The organism is Micromonospora sp. NPDC047738 (genome assembly GCF_040642675.1).
Classification (GTDB): domain Bacteria; phylum Actinomycetota; class Actinomycetes; order Mycobacteriales; family Micromonosporaceae; genus Micromonospora.
Genome location: NZ_JBEYSO010000003.1, coordinates 19,345 through 39,583 on the forward strand (window position 1 = coordinate 19,345; position 20,239 = coordinate 39,583).

At 72.5% G+C, this 20,239-nt stretch carries 18 protein-coding genes; 15 read left to right on the forward strand and 3 right to left on the reverse strand.

Annotated elements, in window-relative coordinates; translation table 11 throughout:
• Window positions 1-22 precede the first annotated feature (22 nt).
• Both ABZ783_RS06200 and ABZ783_RS06205 read right to left on the reverse strand, forming a co-directional pair.
• Window positions 23-1,042 (reverse strand): TAXI family TRAP transporter solute-binding subunit, encoded by a 1,020-nt coding sequence (locus tag ABZ783_RS06200; protein WP_357434807.1) that lies wholly within the window; start codon window positions 1,040-1,042, stop codon window positions 23-25.
• Entirely contained in the window at window positions 1,039-3,228 is a 2,190-nt protein-coding gene (locus ABZ783_RS06205; RefSeq protein WP_357435285.1) for a TRAP transporter fused permease subunit, read from the reverse strand. The genes ABZ783_RS06200 and ABZ783_RS06205 overlap by 4 nt, the downstream gene beginning before the upstream one ends.
• 406 nt (window positions 3,229-3,634) lie before the next feature.
• On the opposite strand from ABZ783_RS06205, the gene ABZ783_RS06210 reads away from it, so the two are divergent.
• Complete coding sequence (locus ABZ783_RS06210) at window positions 3,635-4,567, forward strand: ABC transporter ATP-binding protein (RefSeq protein ID WP_357434808.1); 933 nt, start codon at window positions 3,635-3,637, stop codon at window positions 4,565-4,567.
• 84 nt (window positions 4,568-4,651) lie between these two features.
• On the opposite strand, the gene ABZ783_RS06215 is transcribed toward ABZ783_RS06210, so the two are convergent.
• Entirely contained in the window at window positions 4,652-4,888 is a 237-nt protein-coding gene (locus ABZ783_RS06215) for a flavin reductase (RefSeq protein ID WP_073835572.1), read from the reverse strand.
• A 522-nt stretch (window positions 4,889-5,410) separates the two neighbouring features.
• On the opposite strand from ABZ783_RS06215, the gene ABZ783_RS06220 reads away from it, so the two are divergent.
• The 14 genes from ABZ783_RS06220 (at window position 5,411) to ABZ783_RS06285 (ending at window position 20,218) form a co-directional block, all read left to right on the forward strand.
• Window positions 5,411-6,214, forward strand: a complete 804-nt coding sequence (locus tag ABZ783_RS06220; RefSeq protein ID WP_357434809.1) for a helix-turn-helix transcriptional regulator — start codon at window positions 5,411-5,413, stop codon at window positions 6,212-6,214.
• On the forward strand, window positions 6,205-6,396 hold the full coding sequence (locus ABZ783_RS06225; RefSeq protein ID WP_357434810.1) for a DUF397 domain-containing protein: 192 nt from the start codon (window positions 6,205-6,207) through the stop codon (window positions 6,394-6,396). Before ABZ783_RS06220 ends, ABZ783_RS06225 begins: the two co-directional genes overlap by 10 nt.
• Before the next feature lie 57 nt (window positions 6,397-6,453).
• The gene (locus ABZ783_RS06230) at window positions 6,454-6,642 is read left to right on the forward strand and encodes a hypothetical protein (RefSeq protein WP_357434811.1); all 189 of its coding nucleotides are present in this window, start codon (window positions 6,454-6,456) and stop codon (window positions 6,640-6,642) included.
• A gap of 722 nt (window positions 6,643-7,364) precedes the next feature.
• A complete protein-coding gene (locus tag ABZ783_RS06235; protein ID WP_357435286.1) occupies window positions 7,365-8,129 on the forward strand; it encodes an ABC transporter permease in 765 nt (254 codons plus the stop codon).
• A gap of 11 nt (window positions 8,130-8,140) precedes the next feature.
• Window positions 8,141-8,950, forward strand: coding sequence for an ABC transporter permease (locus ABZ783_RS06240; RefSeq protein ID WP_357434812.1), 810 nt, complete (start codon window positions 8,141-8,143; stop codon window positions 8,948-8,950).
• A gap of 61 nt (window positions 8,951-9,011) precedes the next feature.
• The gene (locus tag ABZ783_RS06245; protein ID WP_357434813.1) at window positions 9,012-10,073 is read left to right on the forward strand and encodes a YihY/virulence factor BrkB family protein; all 1,062 of its coding nucleotides are present in this window, start codon (window positions 9,012-9,014) and stop codon (window positions 10,071-10,073) included.
• Between the two features lie 314 nt (window positions 10,074-10,387).
• Complete coding sequence (locus ABZ783_RS06250; protein ID WP_357434814.1) at window positions 10,388-11,566, forward strand: ROK family protein; 1,179 nt, start codon at window positions 10,388-10,390, stop codon at window positions 11,564-11,566.
• A gap of 177 nt (window positions 11,567-11,743) precedes the next feature.
• The gene (locus ABZ783_RS06255; RefSeq protein WP_357435288.1) at window positions 11,744-13,357 is read left to right on the forward strand and encodes a sugar ABC transporter ATP-binding protein; all 1,614 of its coding nucleotides are present in this window, start codon (window positions 11,744-11,746) and stop codon (window positions 13,355-13,357) included.
• The gene (locus ABZ783_RS06260) at window positions 13,354-14,466 is read left to right on the forward strand and encodes an ABC transporter permease (RefSeq protein WP_357434815.1); all 1,113 of its coding nucleotides are present in this window, start codon (window positions 13,354-13,356) and stop codon (window positions 14,464-14,466) included. The genes ABZ783_RS06255 and ABZ783_RS06260 overlap by 4 nt, the downstream gene beginning before the upstream one ends.
• A 92-nt stretch (window positions 14,467-14,558) precedes the next feature.
• Window positions 14,559-15,611: a substrate-binding domain-containing protein gene (locus ABZ783_RS06265; protein ID WP_073835579.1), complete on the forward strand. Its 1,053-nt coding sequence runs from the start codon at window positions 14,559-14,561 to the stop codon at window positions 15,609-15,611.
• A 20-nt stretch (window positions 15,612-15,631) separates the two neighbouring features.
• Complete coding sequence (locus ABZ783_RS06270) at window positions 15,632-16,837, forward strand: Gfo/Idh/MocA family oxidoreductase (RefSeq protein ID WP_357434816.1); 1,206 nt, start codon at window positions 15,632-15,634, stop codon at window positions 16,835-16,837.
• 299 nt (window positions 16,838-17,136) lie between these two features.
• Complete coding sequence (locus ABZ783_RS06275) at window positions 17,137-18,285, forward strand: inositol-3-phosphate synthase (RefSeq protein WP_357434817.1); 1,149 nt, start codon at window positions 17,137-17,139, stop codon at window positions 18,283-18,285.
• The gene (locus ABZ783_RS06280; RefSeq protein ID WP_357434818.1) at window positions 18,282-19,172 is read left to right on the forward strand and encodes an SCO3242 family prenyltransferase; all 891 of its coding nucleotides are present in this window, start codon (window positions 18,282-18,284) and stop codon (window positions 19,170-19,172) included. The genes ABZ783_RS06275 and ABZ783_RS06280 overlap by 4 nt, the downstream gene beginning before the upstream one ends.
• Entirely contained in the window at window positions 19,169-20,218 is a 1,050-nt protein-coding gene (locus ABZ783_RS06285) for a sugar phosphate isomerase/epimerase family protein (protein ID WP_357434819.1), read from the forward strand. Before ABZ783_RS06280 ends, ABZ783_RS06285 begins: the two co-directional genes overlap by 4 nt.
• Window positions 20,219-20,239 lie beyond the last annotated feature (21 nt).

Below are 20,239 nucleotides of genomic sequence, written 5' to 3' on the forward strand. Positions count from 1 at the left end.
GTCCGGGCCCGGCGTCGTCGAGTCAGCTCGCGCCCAGGTCCTTGAGCGCCTTGTCCGCCCCCCGGTGCAGCGGCACCGGTTCGGTCTTGCGGGCGTTCTCCAGGCCGATCGCCTTGGCGGCCGGGTTGGCCTGGGCGAGGGCGTCCTTCTTCTCGAAGACGGTCCTGGTGATCGCGCACGCCACGTTGGCGTCGAGGTTGTCCCGGACCAGCAGCACGTTTGGCACCAGGATGGTCGGGGTGTCCGCGGCGGTCCGGTAGACGTCCTTGCCGATGGTCCCGGCCTGGTACGCCGGGTTCAGCTCGGCCATCTTGGGCAGCAGCGGGCTGAGGTCGAGGAACTTCACCTTGTCGCCGGAGGTGGTGAAGAGGTCGGTGAGGCCGCCGGTCGGCAGGCCGCCGGACCAGAAGAAGCCGTCGATGCTGCCGTCCTTCATGCCGTCGACGGTCTTGGTCAGGTCGAGCCGCTGCGCCTGGATGTCCTTGGCCGGGTCGAGGCCGGCGGCGGTGAGCAGCCGGTTCGCGATGACCTCGGTGCCGGACTTGGGCGAGCCGGTGGAGATCTTCTTGCCCTTCATGTCGGCGACCGAGGTGATCCCCGCGTCGGCCCGCACGACCACCTGGGTGTAGTTGTCGTAGATCCGGGCCAGCGCCTTCACCGGCTGCGGGGCGGTGAAGCTGCCCTTGCCCTGCACCGCGTTGACCGCGGTGTCGAAGAGCGAGAAAGCGACGTCGTACTGGCCGGCGACGAGCTGTTCGACGTTCTGCACCGAGGCGCCGGTCTCGGCGGCGGTCCCGGTGAGCTTGCCGTCGGTGGTGGCCGAGAGCTGGCCGGCCAGCGCGTTGCCGACAACGTAGTAGACCCCGGTGGCGTTGCCGGTGGCGATGCCGACCCGGGTGTCCTTGGTGACCTTGCAGGTGACCTCGCTGGCGGCGTCGTCCGTCGCCGCCCCGTCCTGCCGGCCCCCGCACCCGGCGGCACCGGCCGCGACGAGGGCCAGCACTCCGACGCCCGCGGCAACCCGCGAGTTGATCCGTGTCATTCTCTCTCCTCCCCAGGAACCAGCTGTTTCGGCACCGACGAGGCGCCGGCGCGGCCGGCGGATCCACGTCGGACGAGCACACCCGCCACGGTCAGCGCGGCCAGCACGGCGCCGACCGTGACGGGCACGGGTTCGAGCCAGAGCAGCACCAGCCCGGCGACCGCGCCGACGATCCGCTCGGGCACGCCGGCCGGGCCGACGCCGGGCAGCCAGCCGCCGGCCGCCACCGCCAGCACGGTTACGCCGAGCGCGGAGACCACGCCGGCCACCAGGATCCGTTCCGCCCCGCCGATGCCGAGCAGCCCGAGACCGGTCGGCGTGATGACGAAGGCGATCGGGATCAGGTACGCCGGCAGCGCGTACCGGAGGGTCTGCCACATGGTCGGGACCAGCCGGCCGCCGGTCACCGCGGCGGCGGCCACCGCGGCGAGCGCGGTCGGCGGGGAGACCTCGGACAGCACTGCGAAGTAGAAGACGAACATCGCCGCGGCGGGGGCGGCGACGCCCAGGTTGAGCAGCGCCGGACCGATGATCACCCAGCCGATCACGAACGACGCGGTGACCGGCACGGCCAGGCCGAGCAGGCTGAGCGCGACGGCGGCGAGCAGCGCGGTGAGCGCCAGCACCACGGCCGGCTCGGAGCTGACCGCCTGCGCCCCGCTCACCAGCAGTGCGGCGGCCTGCGGGCCGAGACCGGTCTTGGTGGTGGTGGCGGTGATGATGCCGGCCGCGGCGCAGACCGCGCTCACCGCGAGCACCCCGCGCACGCCGCCGCGCAGCGCCTCGACCAGGCGGGCCGGGGTGAGCCGGTGGCGTCGGTCCAGGAAGGACAGCGCGGCGGCCAGCACGGTGGCGATCACCACGGCGCGGGTCGCCGAGGCGCCCGTCGCGAGCACCACGATGATCACGATGAGCGAGAGGAAGTGGTATCCGAAGCGGGCCAGCAGCCGCCAGGCGGAGCCGCTGTCGATGACCACCGCGCGGACACCGGAGCGCCGGGCGTCGATCTCGACGGAGAGCAGGATGCCCAGGTAGTAGAGGATCGTCGGCACCGTCGCCCAGCCGAGCACCTGCAGGTAGGACACGCCCAGGTATTCGGCGATGATGAAGGCCGCCGCGCCCAGCGTCGGCGGGGACAGGATCGCGCCGACTCCGGCGGCGGCCAGCATGCCCCCGGCCCGCTCGGCGGGGTAGCCGGCGCGGCGCAGGATCGGCCAGGTGACCGCACCGATGCTGACCGTGGTGGCCGCTCCGGAGCCGGACACGGTGCCGAGCAGGAAGCCGGAGGCGACGGCGGTCCGGCCGGCGGCGGTACGGGAGCGGCGGAACGCGGCGGCGGACAGCTCCACGAAGAACCGGCCGGCCCCGGACAGGTCGAGCACCGCCCCGTAGATGGTGAAGAGCACGATGTACGAGGCGGCCACGTCCAGCGGGGTGCCGTAGAAGCCGCTGTCGGAGTTGTAGAACGCGTCGATGAGCTGCCCGAAGTCGAGACCGGCGTGGGCCACCGCCCAGGACTGCGGCAGCAGCCCGCCGTAGTAGCCGTAGGCCAGGAAGAGCAGGCAGACGGCGGGGAGGATCCAGCCGGTGGTCCGCCGGCACGCCTCCAGCAGCAGGAGCATCAGCACGGTGCCCATCGCCACGTCCAGCGGCACGAGCAGGCCCTGCCGGTCGAGGAAGGCGTCGTAGCCGCCGCCGCCCGCGCCCAGCGTCACCGGCAGCACCGGGTAGAGGCAGCTCAGCAGCGCGGCCAGGGCCAGCAGCCAGTCGACGAGGGTGGGCCCGCCGCGCCGCGCGTCGTCGGCGGCCGGTGCGGTTGCGCCGTCCGCCCCCGGGTCGCCCGCCGCCGGTGCGGTCGCGGGCCGCCGCCGCGGCGGCCGCACCCCTGACGGGTACGCCAGGAAGACCACCGGCAGGATGCCGGTCAGGAAAATGATCAGGTAGTACTTACTGCCCTGAGGGAGCGGAAAGAACACCTGCCAGAGGGCGAGCAGTGCGACCGCGACCGTGACTCCGGTGAACAGCAGCCCGACCGGTCCGGACAGGACCCGTCCCGGCTTTTCGTCCTCGAACTGGGCGGCGAGTTCCCGGGTGTCGGGGGGTGCGGCGAGCGGTGCGTCGTCGGCCCGCCGCGGCTCGCCGACCGCCCCGTCCTCGGGCGGGAGCGAAACCGGGACACTATCCAGCTTGGACGCGGTGTCCTGCGGGCCGGTGGGCAGGGGCGTCGGCGCGGAGCCGTCGGACGGGCGAACGGGCGACACGAGGGGGCACGATACGCGAATAGTTCACATTATGGAACCATTGCCCGACGTGATTGCGCCAAGTAACGAGAATGGGTGGCAATTACTCGCTGCACACTTGTTTCGGAGCGATTTTCACGAATGTGTAGGCGGTCGACATTGCCGGGTGCTGGTTTTGCCCGTCGATCGGAGCGATCTGTCCGGATTGGTGGGTTATCTTCTAGGTGAAGGGGTTGGCGGTGCTGGCCGCCACGGCCGTCACTCCGAGTGATTGACGCTACGCCCAGTGTCCGGCATCCGTGGCGGCGGTTAACCGGTCGAGTCTGTCGGACCCGGCCGCTAGGGTCGGCCGGTGACCAGTGCTCAACCACTCATCCAGGCGCGGGGGCTGGTGAAGCGGTTCGGCGACTTCACCGCCGTCGACGGCATCGACGTGGCGGTGCACCCGGGCGAGGCGTTCGGCTTCCTCGGGCCGAACGGGGCCGGCAAGTCCTCGACCATGCGCATGATCGGCTGCATCTCCCCGCCCTCCGGCGGGGAGCTGAGCATTCTCGGCATGGACCCGGTCCGCGACGGTCCGGCGATCCGGGCCCGGCTGGGTGTCTGCCCACAGCTCGACAGCCTCGACCCGGAGCTCACCGTCCGGGAAAACCTCACCACCTACGCCCGCTACTTCGGCATCCCGCGCCGGCTCGCCCGCGAGCGGGCCGCCGAGCTGCTCGACTTCGTCCAGCTCGCCGAGCGGGCCGACAGCAAGGTGGACCCGCTGTCCGGCGGCATGAAGCGCCGGTTGACCATCGCCCGCGCACTGGTCAACAACCCGGAGATCGTGCTGCTCGACGAGCCCACCACCGGCCTCGACCCGCAGGCCCGGCATTTGGTCTGGGAGCGGCTGTTCCGGCTCAAGCAGCAGGGCGTCACGCTGGTCCTCACCACGCACTACATGGACGAGGCGGAGCAGCTCTGCGACCGGCTGGTGGTGATGGACGGCGGCCGGATCGTGGCCGAGGGGTCGCCTCGCACCCTCATCGAGCGGCACTCCACCCGCGAGGTGGTCGAGCTGCGCTTCGCCGTCGAGTCGCAGGAGATGTTCGCCGGCAAGCTGAGCGGGCTGGGAGAGCGGGTCGAGGTGCTGCCCGACCGGATCCTGCTCTACGTGGCCGACGGCGACGCGGCGGCGGCCGAGGTTAGCGCCCGCGGCCTCGTGCCGGCCAGCGTCCTGGTTCGGCGCAGCAGCCTGGAGGACGTCTTCCTCCACCTCACCGGCCGCACCTTGGTCGACTGAGGTGCGTGCCGCCGATCGTTGACGCCCAGACTGCAGTCGTGGCGGCGTGTCGAGCTGCTGAGCTGCCAGCGATCACGGTTCGGCTCAACGGGCTCTGGCCCAGGTCAGGAAGCGGTCGGTCAGTCGCTGCGGCGGGAGCTGGCCAGTCAGGTCGGTCATGGCCTCATGCATCAGTGTGCCGAGGTAGATCAGCAGGCCGGTCCGGTTCTCGCGGTACTCGCCGAGCAGCGCCAGCCGGGCCGGGGAGCACGGCCACGCGGCGCCGCACACCCGGCATCGCCAGGACGGGCGCGCCGCGACGTGCGGGCGGTAGCGGGGCATCAGTGCGTACCCTCCTCGAGCCGACGCGGCTCCTCCGGTCCGCGCGGTTCGTCCGCTTCGTGCGGCTCCTCTGCTCCGTGCGGATGCTCGGGTCCGCGCCGCTCGTCCTCGGATCTGCGCGGCGACGGTAGCCAGCGGCCCCCGTTCGCCCGCCACTCCTGCGCGCGGGTCAGCCGCCCCGGGCGTCCCGGACCGTCGGTCGGGAACACCTCGGTCGGTGCGGTCGCCCACGTCGGGCGCGCGTTGGGGGTACGCCGGGGGAGCGTGGTGGGCGGTGTCGGGCGGCAGCGCCAGAACCTGAATCGCATGGGTGAGCCTCCGTCGGGGGTGGGAGGGGGCGCCCTGGACCGCGTTGTCCGCAGGACGCCCCCGGCCTGGTTCCGCCCGCCGTCCGATCCCGTGAGCGGTTCCGCTGCGTGACAGTCTGCTGAGGACACGACTACGGTGGGAGGTCCCGCGCGCCGACGACCAGCGCGTACGGCGGCCGGCCCGAGGCGGTACGAAGATGTACGGAGGGTGTCCGTGGAAAGCTCGTCCATGCTGGACCACTTCGCGGAGGAACTGCGGCTCGCCCGGGCCACCAGTGGCATGTCGCAGAGCGCGCTCGCCGAGGCGTTGAGCTATTCGGGTGCCCTGGTCGCCAAGGTGGAGACCTCCGAGCGCCGGCCGAGCCTCGACTTCGCGCGCCGGTGCGACACCGTGTTCGGCGCGGACGGGCGGTTCGAACGCATCCAGCGGCGGATCAGCCGGGAGACCGTGGTCCCGTGGTTCCGCGACTGGGCCGGCATCGAACAGGAGGCCACAGCGCTGCGCACGTTCGAGCCGCTCTGCGTGCCCGGTCTGTTGCAGACCGAGGGGTATGCGCGAGCCATCCACGCCGGCGGCGGCCTGTTCGCGGCGGACGAGATCGAGCGGCAGGTGGCGACTCGGCTGGACCGCCAAACAGTGCTCACCCGCGACCGCCCGCCGCTGCTTTGCGTGGTGATGGACGAGTATGTGCTGCGCCGCCGCATCGGTGGACCGGAGGTGATGGGCGAGCAGTTGCAGCATCTGGTGAAGCTGGGCAGCGTCCTTCCCCGGGTGCGTATCCACGTCGTGCCGATGTCGGCTGGCGCGTACCCTGGGCTCGCTGGACCCTTCGTGATCGCCACCTTGCCCGGCGGGGAGGACGTCGTCTACCTGGAAGGGCAGCGCCACGGACAGGTGGTCGACCGCACTGACTTCGTGCAGCAGATGGTCGAGGTTTGGGAGTCGATCCGGGGCGAGGCACTATCGCAGCAGCAGTCCCTCGACCTGATAGCGGAAATGGCGGAGACATGGACCTGAGCGGTGCCCGGTGGCGCAAGAGCAGCCGTAGCAGTGGCCAGGGGGGCAACTGCGTGGAGGTGGCCGACAACCTCCCCAGCCTGGTCGCCGTGCGCGATTCCAAGGACCCAGCCGGCCCTGCGCTGACCTTCGCCCCCGACGCCTGGCGCGCGTTCGTCGCACGGGTTGCCGAGCGGCCGTAGCGCGGCCGCCATCGGGAGCGGTCGCTTCGAGGGCGTTCAGACTGGAGGGAGTCTGGTTTGGCAGCGTTGTCAGATCCGTCCGCGATTCTCGCCGAGCGGTATCGCCTGGAGAAAGCGGCCTTGGCACAGCTGAAGGAATCCGGTGGCCGCTTCACGCCCGTGCGCTACTGGCTTGGCCGAGTACGGTTGGAGATCGTCTTCAACCGGTTGGCGAACACGTCGATCTGGTTCGCGGCACGTCGGTAGTGGCCGTCCTCGTCGCCGGCTGAAGTCGACGATCACGGACGCCAGGTGGAGGTGGCCGTGGCGCTCACCCTTGGCGGAGCCGGATGGCTGCGGCAGGTCGGGCGGGTGATGGTTGGCCCGGTGGACGGCGGTAGGCCGGTGGACGGTGAGTGGCGGTCGACGGCGGTGAGTGGCGGTCGACGCGGTGCCGGCGGGTGTGGCGTGATCCTTCTGCTTGTTTTCGGCGGACCGGCCTGCCGTTCGCGGCGCCTGCCACTTGCCGAGGGGACGCTACGAACTTGATGACGTAAACGATTCAGCGGGGCAGGGTCGGCTGAACACGAAGGGCCGGCTGAACACGAAGTCAGGAAGAGGCCGCCGGGAGAAAGTTAGCTCCGGCGGTGAATCGTCTGAGTCATCAAGTTTGTAGGCGCAGCGGAGTTGTGGCGCGGAGCAGTCCGAGGTCCGGCAGCGTCACCGATCGGCCCGCCCATCGGCCGCACGGACGAGGGAGCGGACTGTGCGAGGCTGGCTGCCCGGCGGTGCGCGGAGCGCCGTCGGCGCAGCCGCCCGCAAATGCCAGCGAGTGCCCGAGGGTCTGGGGGAGCGGAGAAACCGGCGCGACATCACGGATGACCCGTCGTAGGGTGGCCGGCGGTCTTGTCGTACCCGAGCGGTAGGAACGACGTGGACGGCGGACGGGGGTGGTCGACGTGAGCGTGGCGGAGCGGGCCGGGCCGGCGATGCCCCGGGTGCCGGCGCTGGCGGTGCTCGCGCATTACCTGGTCGGCTACCGGCGCACCTGGCGGGCGAGCGTCTTCTCGTCCTTCCTGCTGCCGGTGCTCACCGTGCTCGGCTTCGGCGTCGGCGTCGGCGCGTACGTCGACCGGGGTGTCGGCGGGGTGCCCTACCTCCACTGGCTGGTGCCCGGCCTGATCGCCTCCACCGCGCTCCAGATCGCGGTCGCCGAGTCCACCTGGCCGGTGCACAGCAACTTCCGCTGGATCCGGACCTACCACGCCCAGGTGGCGGCGCCGCTGCGGATCGGCGACATCCTCGCCGGCCACCTCGCCTACGTGCTGTTCCGGGTGCTCACCAGCACGGCGGCGTTCCTGCTCGTGACGGCCCTGTTCGGGGCGCTGCGGTCACCCTGGGCGGTGGCCGTCCTGCCGGTGAGCCTGCTGCTCGGCCTGGCCCTCGCCGCGCCGACCTTCGCGTTCAGCGCCGCCGTGCCCAGCGACAGCTACCTGGCCCTGCTGTTCCGCTTCGCGATCATCCCGATGACCCTCTTCGCCGGGGTGTTCTTCCCGGTCGAGTCGCTGCCGGCGGGGCTGCGCCAGGTGGCCTACGCGACGCCGCTCTGGCACGGCGTGGACCTCTGCCGGGCCGCCACGCTGGGCGTCGCTCCGCAGTGGTCGATCACGGGTCACCTGCTCTACCTCGCCGCCTGGGCCGCCGCCGGCGGGCTGCTGGCCCGGCGCGTGTTCCGCCGCTCGCTCGTCGTCTAGGGGAGGATGTCGTGGTCAGTCTCGTCCTGCCCCGGCTGGTCAGCTTCGAGGGGGCACCGCGCCGCTCCGCCTCGGTCGCCGAGCGCAACCTCACCGCGCTGCGGAGCGCGTACTGGCTGGTGCTGCTCTCCGGTTTCCTGGAGCCGGTGCTCTACCTGTTCTCGATCGGGGTCGGGGTGGGCGCCCTGGTCGGCGACCTCACCCTGCCCGGCGGGCAGGTGGTGTCATACGCCGCGTTCGTGGCCCCGGCGATGCTCGCCTCCTCGGCGATGAGCGGTGCGCTGTCGGAGACCACCTTCAACTTCTTCGGGAAGATGAAGTACATGAAGCTGTACGACGGGATCATCGCGACCCCGGTGCAGCCGTTCGAGATCGCCCTCGGCGAGCTGGGCTGGGCGATGATCCGGGGCAGCCTCTACTCCGCCGCCTTCCTGATGATCATGGTGGCGATGGACCTGACCACCGTCGCGCGGGCCGTTCTCGCCTTCCCGGCCGCGGTGCTGATCGGCTTCGCGTTCGGCGCGCTCGGCATGACCGTCTCCACCCTCCTGCGCAGCTGGCAGGACTTCGACCTGATGGGGTCGGCCCAGTTCACCCTCTTCCTCTTCTCCGGGACCTTCGTGCCCGCCGAGGCCTACCCGGCCGCGCTGCGTTGGGTGGTCGAGGTGACCCCGCTCTACCGGTCGGTGCACCTGATCCGGGAGGTCTGCGTGGGGATGTCCGGCTGGTCGTGGCTGCCGGACGTGGCATACCTGCTGGCGCTGACCGCCGGGATGCTCGCGCTCGCCTCCCGACGGATGGGGAGGTTGCTCTACAAGTAGGCGGTTAACCGGCCTGCCGTCGGGCACTCGTGGGGACAACGCCGACCACGAGGGAGGGCCGATGGCCACCGACGAGTCTTCCGCCCGGAGCGGGCGGGACCGCCACGATTCGGGCACCACCGCGGGCGGACGGGACGGTTCGGGGCGGACCGGGCCGGTCGGCCAGGACGAGGGCCCGGAGCGCCCGACGGCGTTGCCGGGCACCGGGTGGCAGGCGGCGCTCAGGCGCACGGTCCGGGAGTTTCAGCAGGACAACCTGACCGATCGGGCGGCCGCGCTCACCTACTACGGGGTGCTCTCGATCTTTCCCGGCATGCTGGCGCTCATCTCGGTGGTGGGCCTGCTCGGCCCGGGTGCCGTCAAGGGCGTCAAGGACACCCTCGACCAGACGGCGCCGCAGCCGACCATCCGCCACATCATCGACATCGCGATCGCTCAGGCGGGCAGCTCGGGCGGCCTGGCCAGTATCGCCGCGATCGTCGGTGTGCTGGGCGCCTTCTGGTCGGCCTCCGGCTACATCGCCGCGTTCATGCGTGCCTCCAACACGATCTACGACGTGCCGGAGGGCCGGCCGATCTGGAAGACGCTGCCGATCCGGCTCGGGGTGACCTTCCTGGTCGGGGTGATGCTGCTGGCCGCCTCGGTCATCGTGGTCTTCACCGGCAAGCTGGCCACGCAGGTGGGCAGTGCGATCGGCCTGGGCTCGACGGCCGTGACCGTATGGAACATCGCCAAGTGGCCGGTGCTGCTGATCCTGGTGAGCCTGATGTTCGCCATCCTCTACTGGGCCTCGCCGAACGCCCGCCACGGTGGCTTCCGCTGGGTGAGCCCCGGCGGTGTGCTGGCCGTGGTGATCTGGCTGGTCGTGTCCGCGCTGTTCGCCCTCTACGTCGGCAACTTCGGCTCGTACAACAAGACGTACGGGTCGGTGGCCGGCGTGATCGTCTTCCTGGTCTGGCTCTGGCTGACCAACATCGCCATCCTGCTCGGCGCGGAGTTCGACGCCGAGCTGGAGCGGGGTCGCGCCATCGCGGCCGGGCACCCCGCCGAGTCGGAGCCGTACGTCGAGCTGCGCGACGACCGCAAGCTCAGGAATAAGCGCAAGCCTCCCACCGGCCGCTGACTCGGCCGCGCCGCCCTTCCCGCCGCCCCGCCGCCCCCGCCGCGCCCGTGGCACCCGGGGCGGTGGCGGTCGGGCGAGCCATGGTTCAGCCAGATGGCCGACCAGGCGCTGTCGGGCGATCACGCCACGCCGTCCATTGAACTGAAGAGGATCACGCTTTTCGTGATCCACACCCCGGCTTTTGTTCACATGGACAAAAGTTTGGATCAGATGTGCCGAAGCTATGGACACGTGACCCGGAAGACTCCTACTGTGTCGGACACGACACGTCGCCGTTGCGTCGATGTGAACCACTCCGATGCGGAGGTGTGCCGGTGCGGACTGTGGACCCCCTGCACGTACGACTCCTGCGACTGCTCCGGGACGAAGGGGCGGTGTCCCGGGCCGAGCTCGGCGACCGCCTGCAGATGCCCCGCCCCCGCCTGCTCGCCGAGTTGGAGCGGCTGGTCGGGCTCGGGTACGTCGCCGAGGCGGGGCTGGCCGCGTCCCGTGGCGGACGGCGCTCCACGCTGGTCGAACTGAGCCCACACCTGCGCTTCGCCGCGGTCGACCTGGGCGCCAGCTCGATCGACGTCGAGGTGGTGAACGGCCGGCTCGAGCCGGTGGCCGCGTACACCGAGGCGGCCGACATCCGCTCCGGCCCGAAGGTGATCCTGCAGCGGGTCAGCGAGCTGCTGCACAAGGCCAAGGTGGACGGTGCGTACGAGCGGCTGGACGCGGTGGGCATCGGCGTCCCCGGGCCGGTGAGCTTCCGGGACGGGGTGCCCGTCTCGCCGCCGATCATGCCCGGCTGGGACCGCTTCCCCGTGCGCGAGGTGCTCACCCGCGAGCACGGCTGCCCGGCGGTGGTCGACAACGACGTGAACATCATGGCGATCGGTGAGCGGCACGGCGGGGTCGCCCACTCGGTGGACGACTTCCTGCTGATCAAGATCGGCACCGGTATCGGCTGCGGCATCTACCTCAACGGCGAGGTCTACCGGGGCACCGACGGGTGCGCCGGCGACATCGGCCACATCCAGGTCGACCCGAATGGTCCGATGTGCTCCTGCGGGAACCTCGGCTGCCTGGAGGCCGTCTTCAGCGGCGCCGCGCTGGCCCGGGAGGCCACCGCGGCGGCCCGGGCCGGGGTGTCCCCGGCGCTCGCCGACCGGCTGGCCGCGCGGGGCACGGTGACCGCGCTGGACGTGGCGCAGGGGGCGGTCGAGGGGGACGTCACCTGCATCCAGCTCATCCGCGACGGCGGCCGCCGGGTCGGCAGCGTGCTGGCCGGGCTGGTGAGCTTCACCAACCCGTCGATGATCGTGATCGGTGGTGGGCTCGCCCAGCTCGGCCACATCCTGCTCGCCGAGATCCGCAGCGTGGTCTACCGCCGGTCGCTGCCGCTGGCCACCGGCAACCTGCCGGTCGTCCTCTCCGAGCTCGGCCACCGGGCCGGGGTGGCCGGCGCCGCCGTGCTCGCCAGCGACCTGGCCTTCGGGGAGGCGTCGTGAGCGCGAGGAGTGAGCCGGGTTTGCGAGCCCCGCAGTCGCGAACTGAGGAGGCGCCGTGAGCGCGAGGAGTGAGCCGGGTTTGCGAGCCCCGCAGTCGCGAACTGAGGAGGCATCGTGACTCAGCACGAAGACGGGGCCGTTCCGGGACGGCGCGGGGCCGGTGGGGCCGGCCAGGGGATGCGCGCCGTCCCGGAACCGCCCGCCGCGCCGGCGGACAGCAAGGAGGCCGACGTGACAAAGCCGCTGGTGGCGGCCCCCGCCGACACCGTCGCGGGCGAGGTGGTCCTGCGCCTCACCGACGTCGTCAAGACCTTCCCCGGGGTACGCGCGCTGGACGGGGTGCAGCTGGAGGTCCGGGCCGGCGAGGTGCACTGCCTGCTCGGTCAGAACGGCGCCGGCAAGTCCACCCTGATCAAGGTGCTCGCCGGGGTGCACCGGCCGGACTCCGGCGAGGTCGAGTGGCGCGGTGAGCCGGCGAGCTTCGCCAACCCGCAGGCCGCGATGCGGGCCGGGATCGCCACCATCTACCAGGAGCTCGACCTGGTCGAGGACCTGTCGGTGGCGGAGAACGCCTTCCTCGGCCACGAGCCGCGCCGGCTCGGCTTCGTCCGCCGCGGCCACATGGCCCGGCGTACCCGGCAGATCCTGGCCCGGCTCGGCCACCCGGAGATCCCGCCCGGCCGGCTGGTCCGGCACCTGCCCGCCGCCGGCAAGCAGATCGTCAGCATGGCCCGGGCGCTCTCCCACGAGGCCCGACTGATCATCATGGACGAGCCGAGCGCCGTGCTCGCCCACGACGAGGTGGGCAACCTGTTCCGGATCATCCGGGAACTCACCGCGCAGGGCATCGCGGTCATCTACATCTCGCACCGGCTGGAGGAGATCCGCGAGATCGGCGACCGGGTCACCGTACTCAAGGACGGCCGGACCACGGCGGCGAACCTGCCGGCCCGCGACACCCCGACCAACGACCTGGTCGCCCGGATGACCGGGCGGACCATCGAGTACGTCTTCCCGGAGCGCCCGGCCGACGAGACCGCCGGCGCGGAGCTGTTGCGGGTCGACGGGCTGACCCGGTCCGGGGAGTTCGCCGACGTGTCGCTGGCCGTGCGGGCCGGGGAGATCGTCGGCATCGCCGGGCTGGTCGGCTCCGGCCGCTCGGAGCTGCTGGAGACCATCTACGGCGCCCGGCGGGCGCACGCCGGCACGGTCCGGATGGGCGGCCGGACGCTGCGCCCGGGCAGCGTCGGCGCGGCGGTACGAGCCGGCATGGGCATGGCCCCGGAGGAGCGCAAGAGCCAGGCGCTGCTGCTCGGCGAGCCGATCTACCGCAACGTCACCCTGGCGACCTTCGGCCGGTACGCCCGCCTCGGCTTCACCGACGCCCGCCGGGAACGGGCCGAGGCGGACCAGATCGCCGACTCCCTGGAGTTGCGGCCCCGTGACGTACGCCGGCCGGTGCGCACCCTCTCCGGCGGCAACCAGCAGAAGGTGGTGGTCGGCCGGTGGCTGCTCGGGGACACCCGGCTGCTGCTGCTCGACGAGCCGACCCGGGGCGTGGACGTGGGCGCCCGGGCCGAGCTTTACCAGGTCATCCGGGCCCTCGCCGCGCGGGGCGTCGGGGTGCTGCTGGTCTCCAGCGAGGTGCCCGAGGTGCTCGGCCTGGCCGACCGGGTGCTGGTGATGCGGGAGGGCCGGGTGGTCCGGGAGGCCCCGGCCGGCGAAATCGACGAGAACACCGTGCTCGACCTCGTCATGGCGGGGTCCCTCATGGAAGGCGCGCCGGCATGACCGAGACGACACCTACGGCCACACCGGAACGGGCGGCGGGGCTGCCGGCCCAGTCGCCGCCGGTCGACCAGGCCGAGACCGCGAAGGCCGAGCCGCCGGCCCGGCTCTCCTGGTGGCGCGGTGACGGGGGCGAGGGCGCCCGGCGCAACCTCGGCCTGCTGGCCACCCTGCTGGTGCTGGTCGTCATCGGCATCCTCACCCGGCCCGACCTCTACGGCAACGCGAGCTGGGTGTGGGGCAACACGCTCACCATCCTCAAGCTCGCCTCGGTGGTCGGGGTGGTCACCGTCGGGATGACCTTCGTGATCATCGGTGGCGGCATCGACCTGTCGGTCGGCGCGATCGTCGCGCTCGCCGGGGTGTGGTCCACCACGCTCGCCACCCAGAGCTACGGCGCCGGCGGCATGATCTTCAGCGCGCTGACCGTCGGGCTCGCGGTCGGCCTGGTCAACGGCCTGCTCATCTCGTACGGGCGGCTGGTGCCGTTCATCGCCACGCTGGCCATGATGGTCGCCGCCCGCGGCCTGGCGGCCGAGATCTCCGACAAGCAGACCCAGGTCTCGAACGACACCTTCATCAACGGCATCGCCAGCACGAACGTGCTCGGCATCCCGCTGCTGGTCTACATCCTCGCCGCGGTGGTGGTGGCCGGCTGGGTGCTGCTCAACCGCACCACCTTCGGCCGCCGCACGGTGGCGGTCGGCGGCAACCCGGAGGCGGCGCGGCTCGCCGGTATCAACGTCCGCCGGCACACCCTGCTGCTCTACGCGCTCTCCGGGCTGTGCTGCGGCATCGCCGCGGTCATGCTCACCTCGCAGGCCACCTCCGCGCAGGCGGCCATGGCCAACCTCTACGAACTGGACGCGATCGCCGCCGCGATCATCGGCGGCACGCTGCTCAGCGGCGGGCGCGGGACCATCGTCGGCTCCCTGCTCGGCGTGATCATCTTCTCCACCATCACCAACCTCTTCGCCATCAACGGCCTCTCCACGGAGGCCCAGAACATGGTCAAGGGCGGCATCATCGTCGCCGCCGTCCTGGTCCAGCAGGTCCAGTTCGGCAGCCTCACCCAGTTCCTCCGCCGCAACCGGGCCACCAGCACCACCTGATCCGACCGCGACACCGGCGGCCACCTCGACAGCGACGGTGGCCGGGCCCAGCACACCCATTTTCACCCCACCACCTCATCCAGGAGGCCGTCATGACAACGCAGGGTCGCGACCTGTCGCGCCGCCGGCTGCTCTTCGGTGGAGCAGCGCTCTCCGCCGGCGTCGTGCTCGCCGGCTGCACCAGCAACGAGAAGGCGCCCACCGCCGCGCAGACGAAGGCCGCCGCGACCGGCGGCAACAGCGAGCCCGGCAAGAAGGTGACCATCGGCTTCTCCGCGCCGGCCGCCGACCACGGCTGGATCGCCGCGATCACCAACAACGCCAAGGCGCAGGCCGGGGCGTACTCCGACGTGGAGCTCAAGTCCGTGGAGGCCGGCGCCGACGCGGCGGCCCAGCGCGCCGCGCTCTCCACCCTGATCTCCCAGAAGCCCGACGTGATCGTGCTGCTGCCGCACGACGGCAAGGAACTCAACGCGTTCGGCCTGGAGGCGATGAAGGCCGGCATCCCGGTGGTCAACCTGGACCGGGCCTTCCCCGACGCGCGGGCCTACCGGCTGCAGATCAAGGGCGACAACTACGGCATGGGGGTGGCCGCGGCCACCTACATCTACGAGCAGCTCAAGGCCAAGGGCGTCAGCAACCCGGTGATCGGCGAGATCCCCGGCATCGACTCGCTGGAGCTGACCCAGGAACGCTCCAAGGGCTTCGCCGACACCCTGGCGTCGTACGGGCTGAAGGTGGCCAACCGCCGGCCGGCCGAGTTCACCGCCGACTCCGGCCAGCAGGCGGCCACCGGCCTGTTCCAGGCGCTGCCCAAGATCGACGCGCTCTGGAACCACGACGACGACCAGGGCATCGGCGTCCTCGCGGCGGTCAACCAGGCCAACCGCAAGGAGTTCTTCATGGTCGGCGGCGCCGGCTCGAAGAAGGCCATGGAGGACATCCAGGCCGACAACACCGTCCTGAAGGCGACCGTCACCTACAGCCCGTCGATGGCCTCCTCGGCCATCTCGCTGGCCCGCCTGATCGGCCAGAACAAGGGCATGTCGGACCTGGTGGAACTCCAGGTCCCGAAGGAGATCGTGCTCGCCTCCGAGACGATCACCAAGGAGAACGCGGGCGACTACCTGAAGCTCGGGTTCTGATACACGGGGGGAGACCCACCTTGTCCAATCACGACAAAGTCCTGCGGGTCGGCATGGTCGGCTACGCGTTCATGGGCGCCGCGCACTCACAGGCGTGGCGCACCGTGAACCGCGTGTACGACCTGCCGGCGCGGGTGCGGATGGCGCTGATCTGCGGCCGGGACGAGCTGAAGGTGGCCGACGCCGCCGGCCGGCTCGGCTGGGAGGGGCACACCACAGACTGGCGGCGGCTCGTCGAGTCCGACGAGATCGACGTGGTCGACATCTGCACACCGGGGGACAGCCACTGCGAGATCGCCATCGCCGCGCTGGCCGCCGGCAAGCACGTGCTGTGCGAGAAGCCGCTCGCCAACACCGTCGAGGAGGCTCGGCAGATGGCGGCCGCCGCCGCCCAGGCCCGGGCTGCCGGGACCCGGGCGATGTGCGGATTCAACTACCGCCGGGTGCCCGCGGTCACCATGATGCGGCAGCTCATCGCGGACGGGCGGCTCGGCGAGATCCGGCACGTGCGCGCGGCGTACCTGCAGGACTGGATCGTGGACCCGCAGTTCCCGCTGGTCTGGCGGCTGCAGAAGGACAAGGCGGGCTCCGGCGCGCTGGGTGACATCGGTGCGCACATCATCGACCTCACCCAGTTCGTCACCGGGCAGCGGATCACCGGGGTAAGCGCGGTGACCGAGACCTTCGTCAAGGAGCGGCCGTTGCCGGCCGGGTCGAGCGGCCTGGCCGCGCAGGCCGACGGCCACGGCCAGGCGATGGGTCAGGTCACCGTGGACGACGCGGCGGCGTTCGTGGCCCGGCTCGACGGCGGGGCGCTCGCCACGTACGAGGCGAGCCGGTTCGCCACCGGCCGCAAGAACGCCCTCCGGGTGGAGATCAACGGCTCGCTCGGCACCCTGGTCTTCGACCTGGAACGCCTCAACGAGCTGGAGTTCTACGACGCCACCCGGCCCACCGCCGAGCAGGGCTTCACCCGGATCCTGGTGACCGAGGGGGACCACCCGTACATGTCGGCCTGGTGGCCGCCCGGCCACATCATCGGCTACGAGCACTCCTTCACCCACCAGATGCGCGACTTCGTCGAGGCGATCGCCACCGGCACCGACCCGGCGCCGTCGTTCGCCGACGCGTTGCAGGTCCAGCTGGTGCTGGACGCGGTGACCCGCTCGGCGGAGCTGGCCAGCTGGACGGAGGTGGAGCCGGCGCTGGCCGAAGTGGCCGCCTGACCCACGCGGCGCCTCGCGTTGGCTGGGGTGCCGCCTGACGGATGCGGTGCCTCGCGTTGGCTGGGGTGCCGCCGGACCGATGCGGCGCCCGCAGGGCACCGCCCGAGGAGGTTTCCCGGAACCCGACCGGCGAGGACCCGCCGCGGTTGCGCCCCGCGGCGGGGATGAGGTCGGATTCCGGGGAACGTGCCACCGGAGCCCCTCCGGCGCGGCACGACCAAGCACGGCCCTCCGGTGCGGCCGGACCGGGATTCCCCGGCCGCACCGGCGGACCGACCCGACCCTGGGGAGGGAGCACGATGCGTACGGGTGTCTGGCTGGTGGGAGCGCGCGGCTCGGTCGCGACCACCAGCATCGTCGGGGCGCTGGCCCTGCGGGCCGGGCTCACCGACCCGACCGGTTGCGTCACCGAGCTGCCCGAGCTGCGCGGGCCCGCCCTGCCGACCTTCGCCGACCTCGTCCTCGGCGGCCATGACGTGGTGGCCTGCCCGCTCAGCAAGCGAGCCGAGGCGCTCGCCGCCGCCGGGGTGCTGCCCGGCCGGCTGCTGGACGCCCTCAGCGCGGAGTTGGCCGGTGTCGAGGCGGTGCTGCGTCCCGCCCCGACCGAGGGCACCCAGGCGGAGCGGGCTGCCGCCGTGGCCCGTGACCTGACCGACTTCCGGAGCCGACACGCCCTGGACCGGGTGGTGGTGGTCAACGTCTCCACCACCGAACCGGCCGCCACCGTGCACCCGGCCCACCACGACCTCGCCGCGCTGCGGGACGCGCTGGCCGGCCCCGCCGAGGTGCTGCCGGCCAGCTCGCTGTACGCGTACGCGGCGTTCACCGCCGGCTGCCCGTACGTGGACTTCACGCCGTCCACCGGGGCCCGGCTGCCCGCGCTGGCGGCCCTAGCCGAGGAGCGCGGCCTGCCGTATGCCGGGAACGACGGCAAGACCGGGGAGACCCTGGTCAAGGCGGTGCTCGCGCCGATGTTCGCGATGCGGAACCTGGCCGTGCGCTCCTGGTCCGGGTTGAACCTGCTCGGCGGCGGGGACGGTGCCGCGCTCGCCGAGCCGGCCGCCAACGCCGCCAAGGTGAGCAGCAAGCAGCGGGTGCTCGGCGAGACCCTCGGCTACGTCCCGCAGGGCGACACCCGGATCGACTACGTCGAGGACCTCGGCGACTTCAAGACCGCCTGGGACCTGATCACCTTCGCCGGCTTCCTCGGCACCCGGATGCGGATGGAGTTCACCTGGCACGGCTGCGACTCGGCGCTGGCCGCCCCGCTGGTGCTCGACCTGGCCCGGCTCACCGCCGCCGCGCACGCCGCCGGCCGCCGAGGCCCCCTCGCCGAGCTGGCCTTCTTCTTCAAGGACGGCATCGACGCGCCCGCCCATTCGCTCGCCGAGCAGTGGACGGTGCTGTGCGACTTCGTCGCCGGGCTGCACGCCGGAGCCGGGCGATGACCCGGCTGGCCGACCTCGCCGAACTGGTCCGGGCGCCCGCCGCGCTCTCCGTACCCGGGGACGTGGTGGCCGGCGCGGCGGCGGCCGGCGCACTGGACCGCCGGACGCCGGCCCTGGCCGGGGCGTCGGTGCTGCTCTACTGGGCCGGCATGGCCGCCAACGACTGGGCCGACCGGCGGTTGGACGCCGTGGAACGCCCCGAGCGGCCGATCCCGTCCGGGCGGGTGCACCCCGCCGCCGCGTTCGGCGTCGCCGCCGGCCTGACCGCCGCCGGGCTCGCCGTGGCCACGGCCGCCGGCGGCCGGCGGGCGGCCGCCGTCGCGGTCCCGCTCGCCGGCGCGATCTGGGGGTACGACCTGCTCGCCAAGAACACCGCCGCCGGCCCCGCCGTGATGGCCGCCTGCCGGGGCCTGGACGTGCTGCTCGGCGCGAGCCCCGCCGGCCGGAGTGCGCCACGCGCTGCCGGCCGGGTCCCCTCGGCCCGGCGGGGGTTCGTCCGGGCGCTGCCGGCGGCGCTGACCGTCGCCGCACACACCTGGACGGTCACCGCGCTATCCCGCCGCGAGGTGTCCGGCGCCGACCGGCGGCTGCCGCAGGCCACCCTGGCCGGCACCGCCCTGGTCGCCGCCACCGCGCTGAGCCGTACCGAGCCGGTCCCCGCCGTGCTCGCCGCCGGCTACGCCACCAGCTACGGGTCGGCGCAGGTCCGGGTGCTCGCCGACCCGTCACCGGCCCGGGTCCGCGCCGCCGTGGGCGCGGGCATCACCGGACTGCCCGCGTTGCAGGGCGCGCTGACTGCCCGGGCCGGCGCCCGACTGCTCGGCCTCGCGGTGGCGGCCGCCGCCCCGCTCGGCCGCCGCCTGGCCCGACTGGTCTCGCCGACATGACCGGCCGGCCGGCGCCCAGCCCGCCATCCCCGTCCGTGCCGCACGGCGCCTCGCCGACGGCGGACGCCGGGGCTGCGCCGGCCGGGCGCGGGGGCGCGCCGGACCCGGCCGGGCTCCGCTTCGGATACGGGACCAACGGCTTCGCCAACCACCGGCTCGACGACGCGCTCGGCGTGCTCGCCGACCTCGGCTACCAGGGGGTGGCGCTCACCCTCGACCACGACCACCTCGACCCGTTCGCGCCGGAGCTCGGCCGCCGGGTGGCCGCGGTGCACCGCCGGCTGACCGCGCTCGGCCTGGCCGTGGTGGTCGAGACCGGTGCCCGCTACCTGCTCGACCCGTGGCACAAGCACGCCCCGACGCTGCTGCACGACGACCCGGCGCTGCGGATCGAGTTCCTCCGCCGGGCCGTGCGGATCGGCGCGGACCTGGGCGCCGAGGCGGTCTCCTTCTGGGCCGGCGTACGCCCGCCGGAGGTGCCGGAGTCGGTCGCCTGGGACCGGCTCGTCGCCGGCTGCGCCACGGTCTGCGCCGAGGCCGCGGCGGCCGGCGTGCCGCTCGGGTTCGAGCCCGAGCCGGGCATGCTGGTCGAGGACATCGCCGGCTGGCACCGGCTACGGGACGCGCTCGGCGCGCCGCCCAGCTTCGGCATCACCCTCGACATCGGACACTGCCGCTGCCTGGAGCCGCGGCCGGTGCCCGACTGCGTGACGGCGGTCGCCGACCACCTGGTCAACGTGCAGATCGACGACATGCGCCGGGGCGTGCACGAGCACCTGGAGTTCGGCACCGGCGAGATCGACTTTCCGCCGGTGCTGCGCGCTCTCGCCGACGCCGGCTACCGCGGCCTGGTGGCCGTGGAACTGCCCCGGCACTCGCACGCCGCGCCGGCCGTCGCCGCCCGGTCGATCGAGTTTCTGCACGCCGCCGCCGGGACCGACCGGCCCCGGACAACCGACTCGGACCCTTTGCTCTGCAGCCACGGAGGCAACACGTCCGGACCGCGGGTGCTGCGTAAGGGGCTGCAGAGCAAAGGCGGTGGCTGAGCACCTGCCACCCGGCTCAGA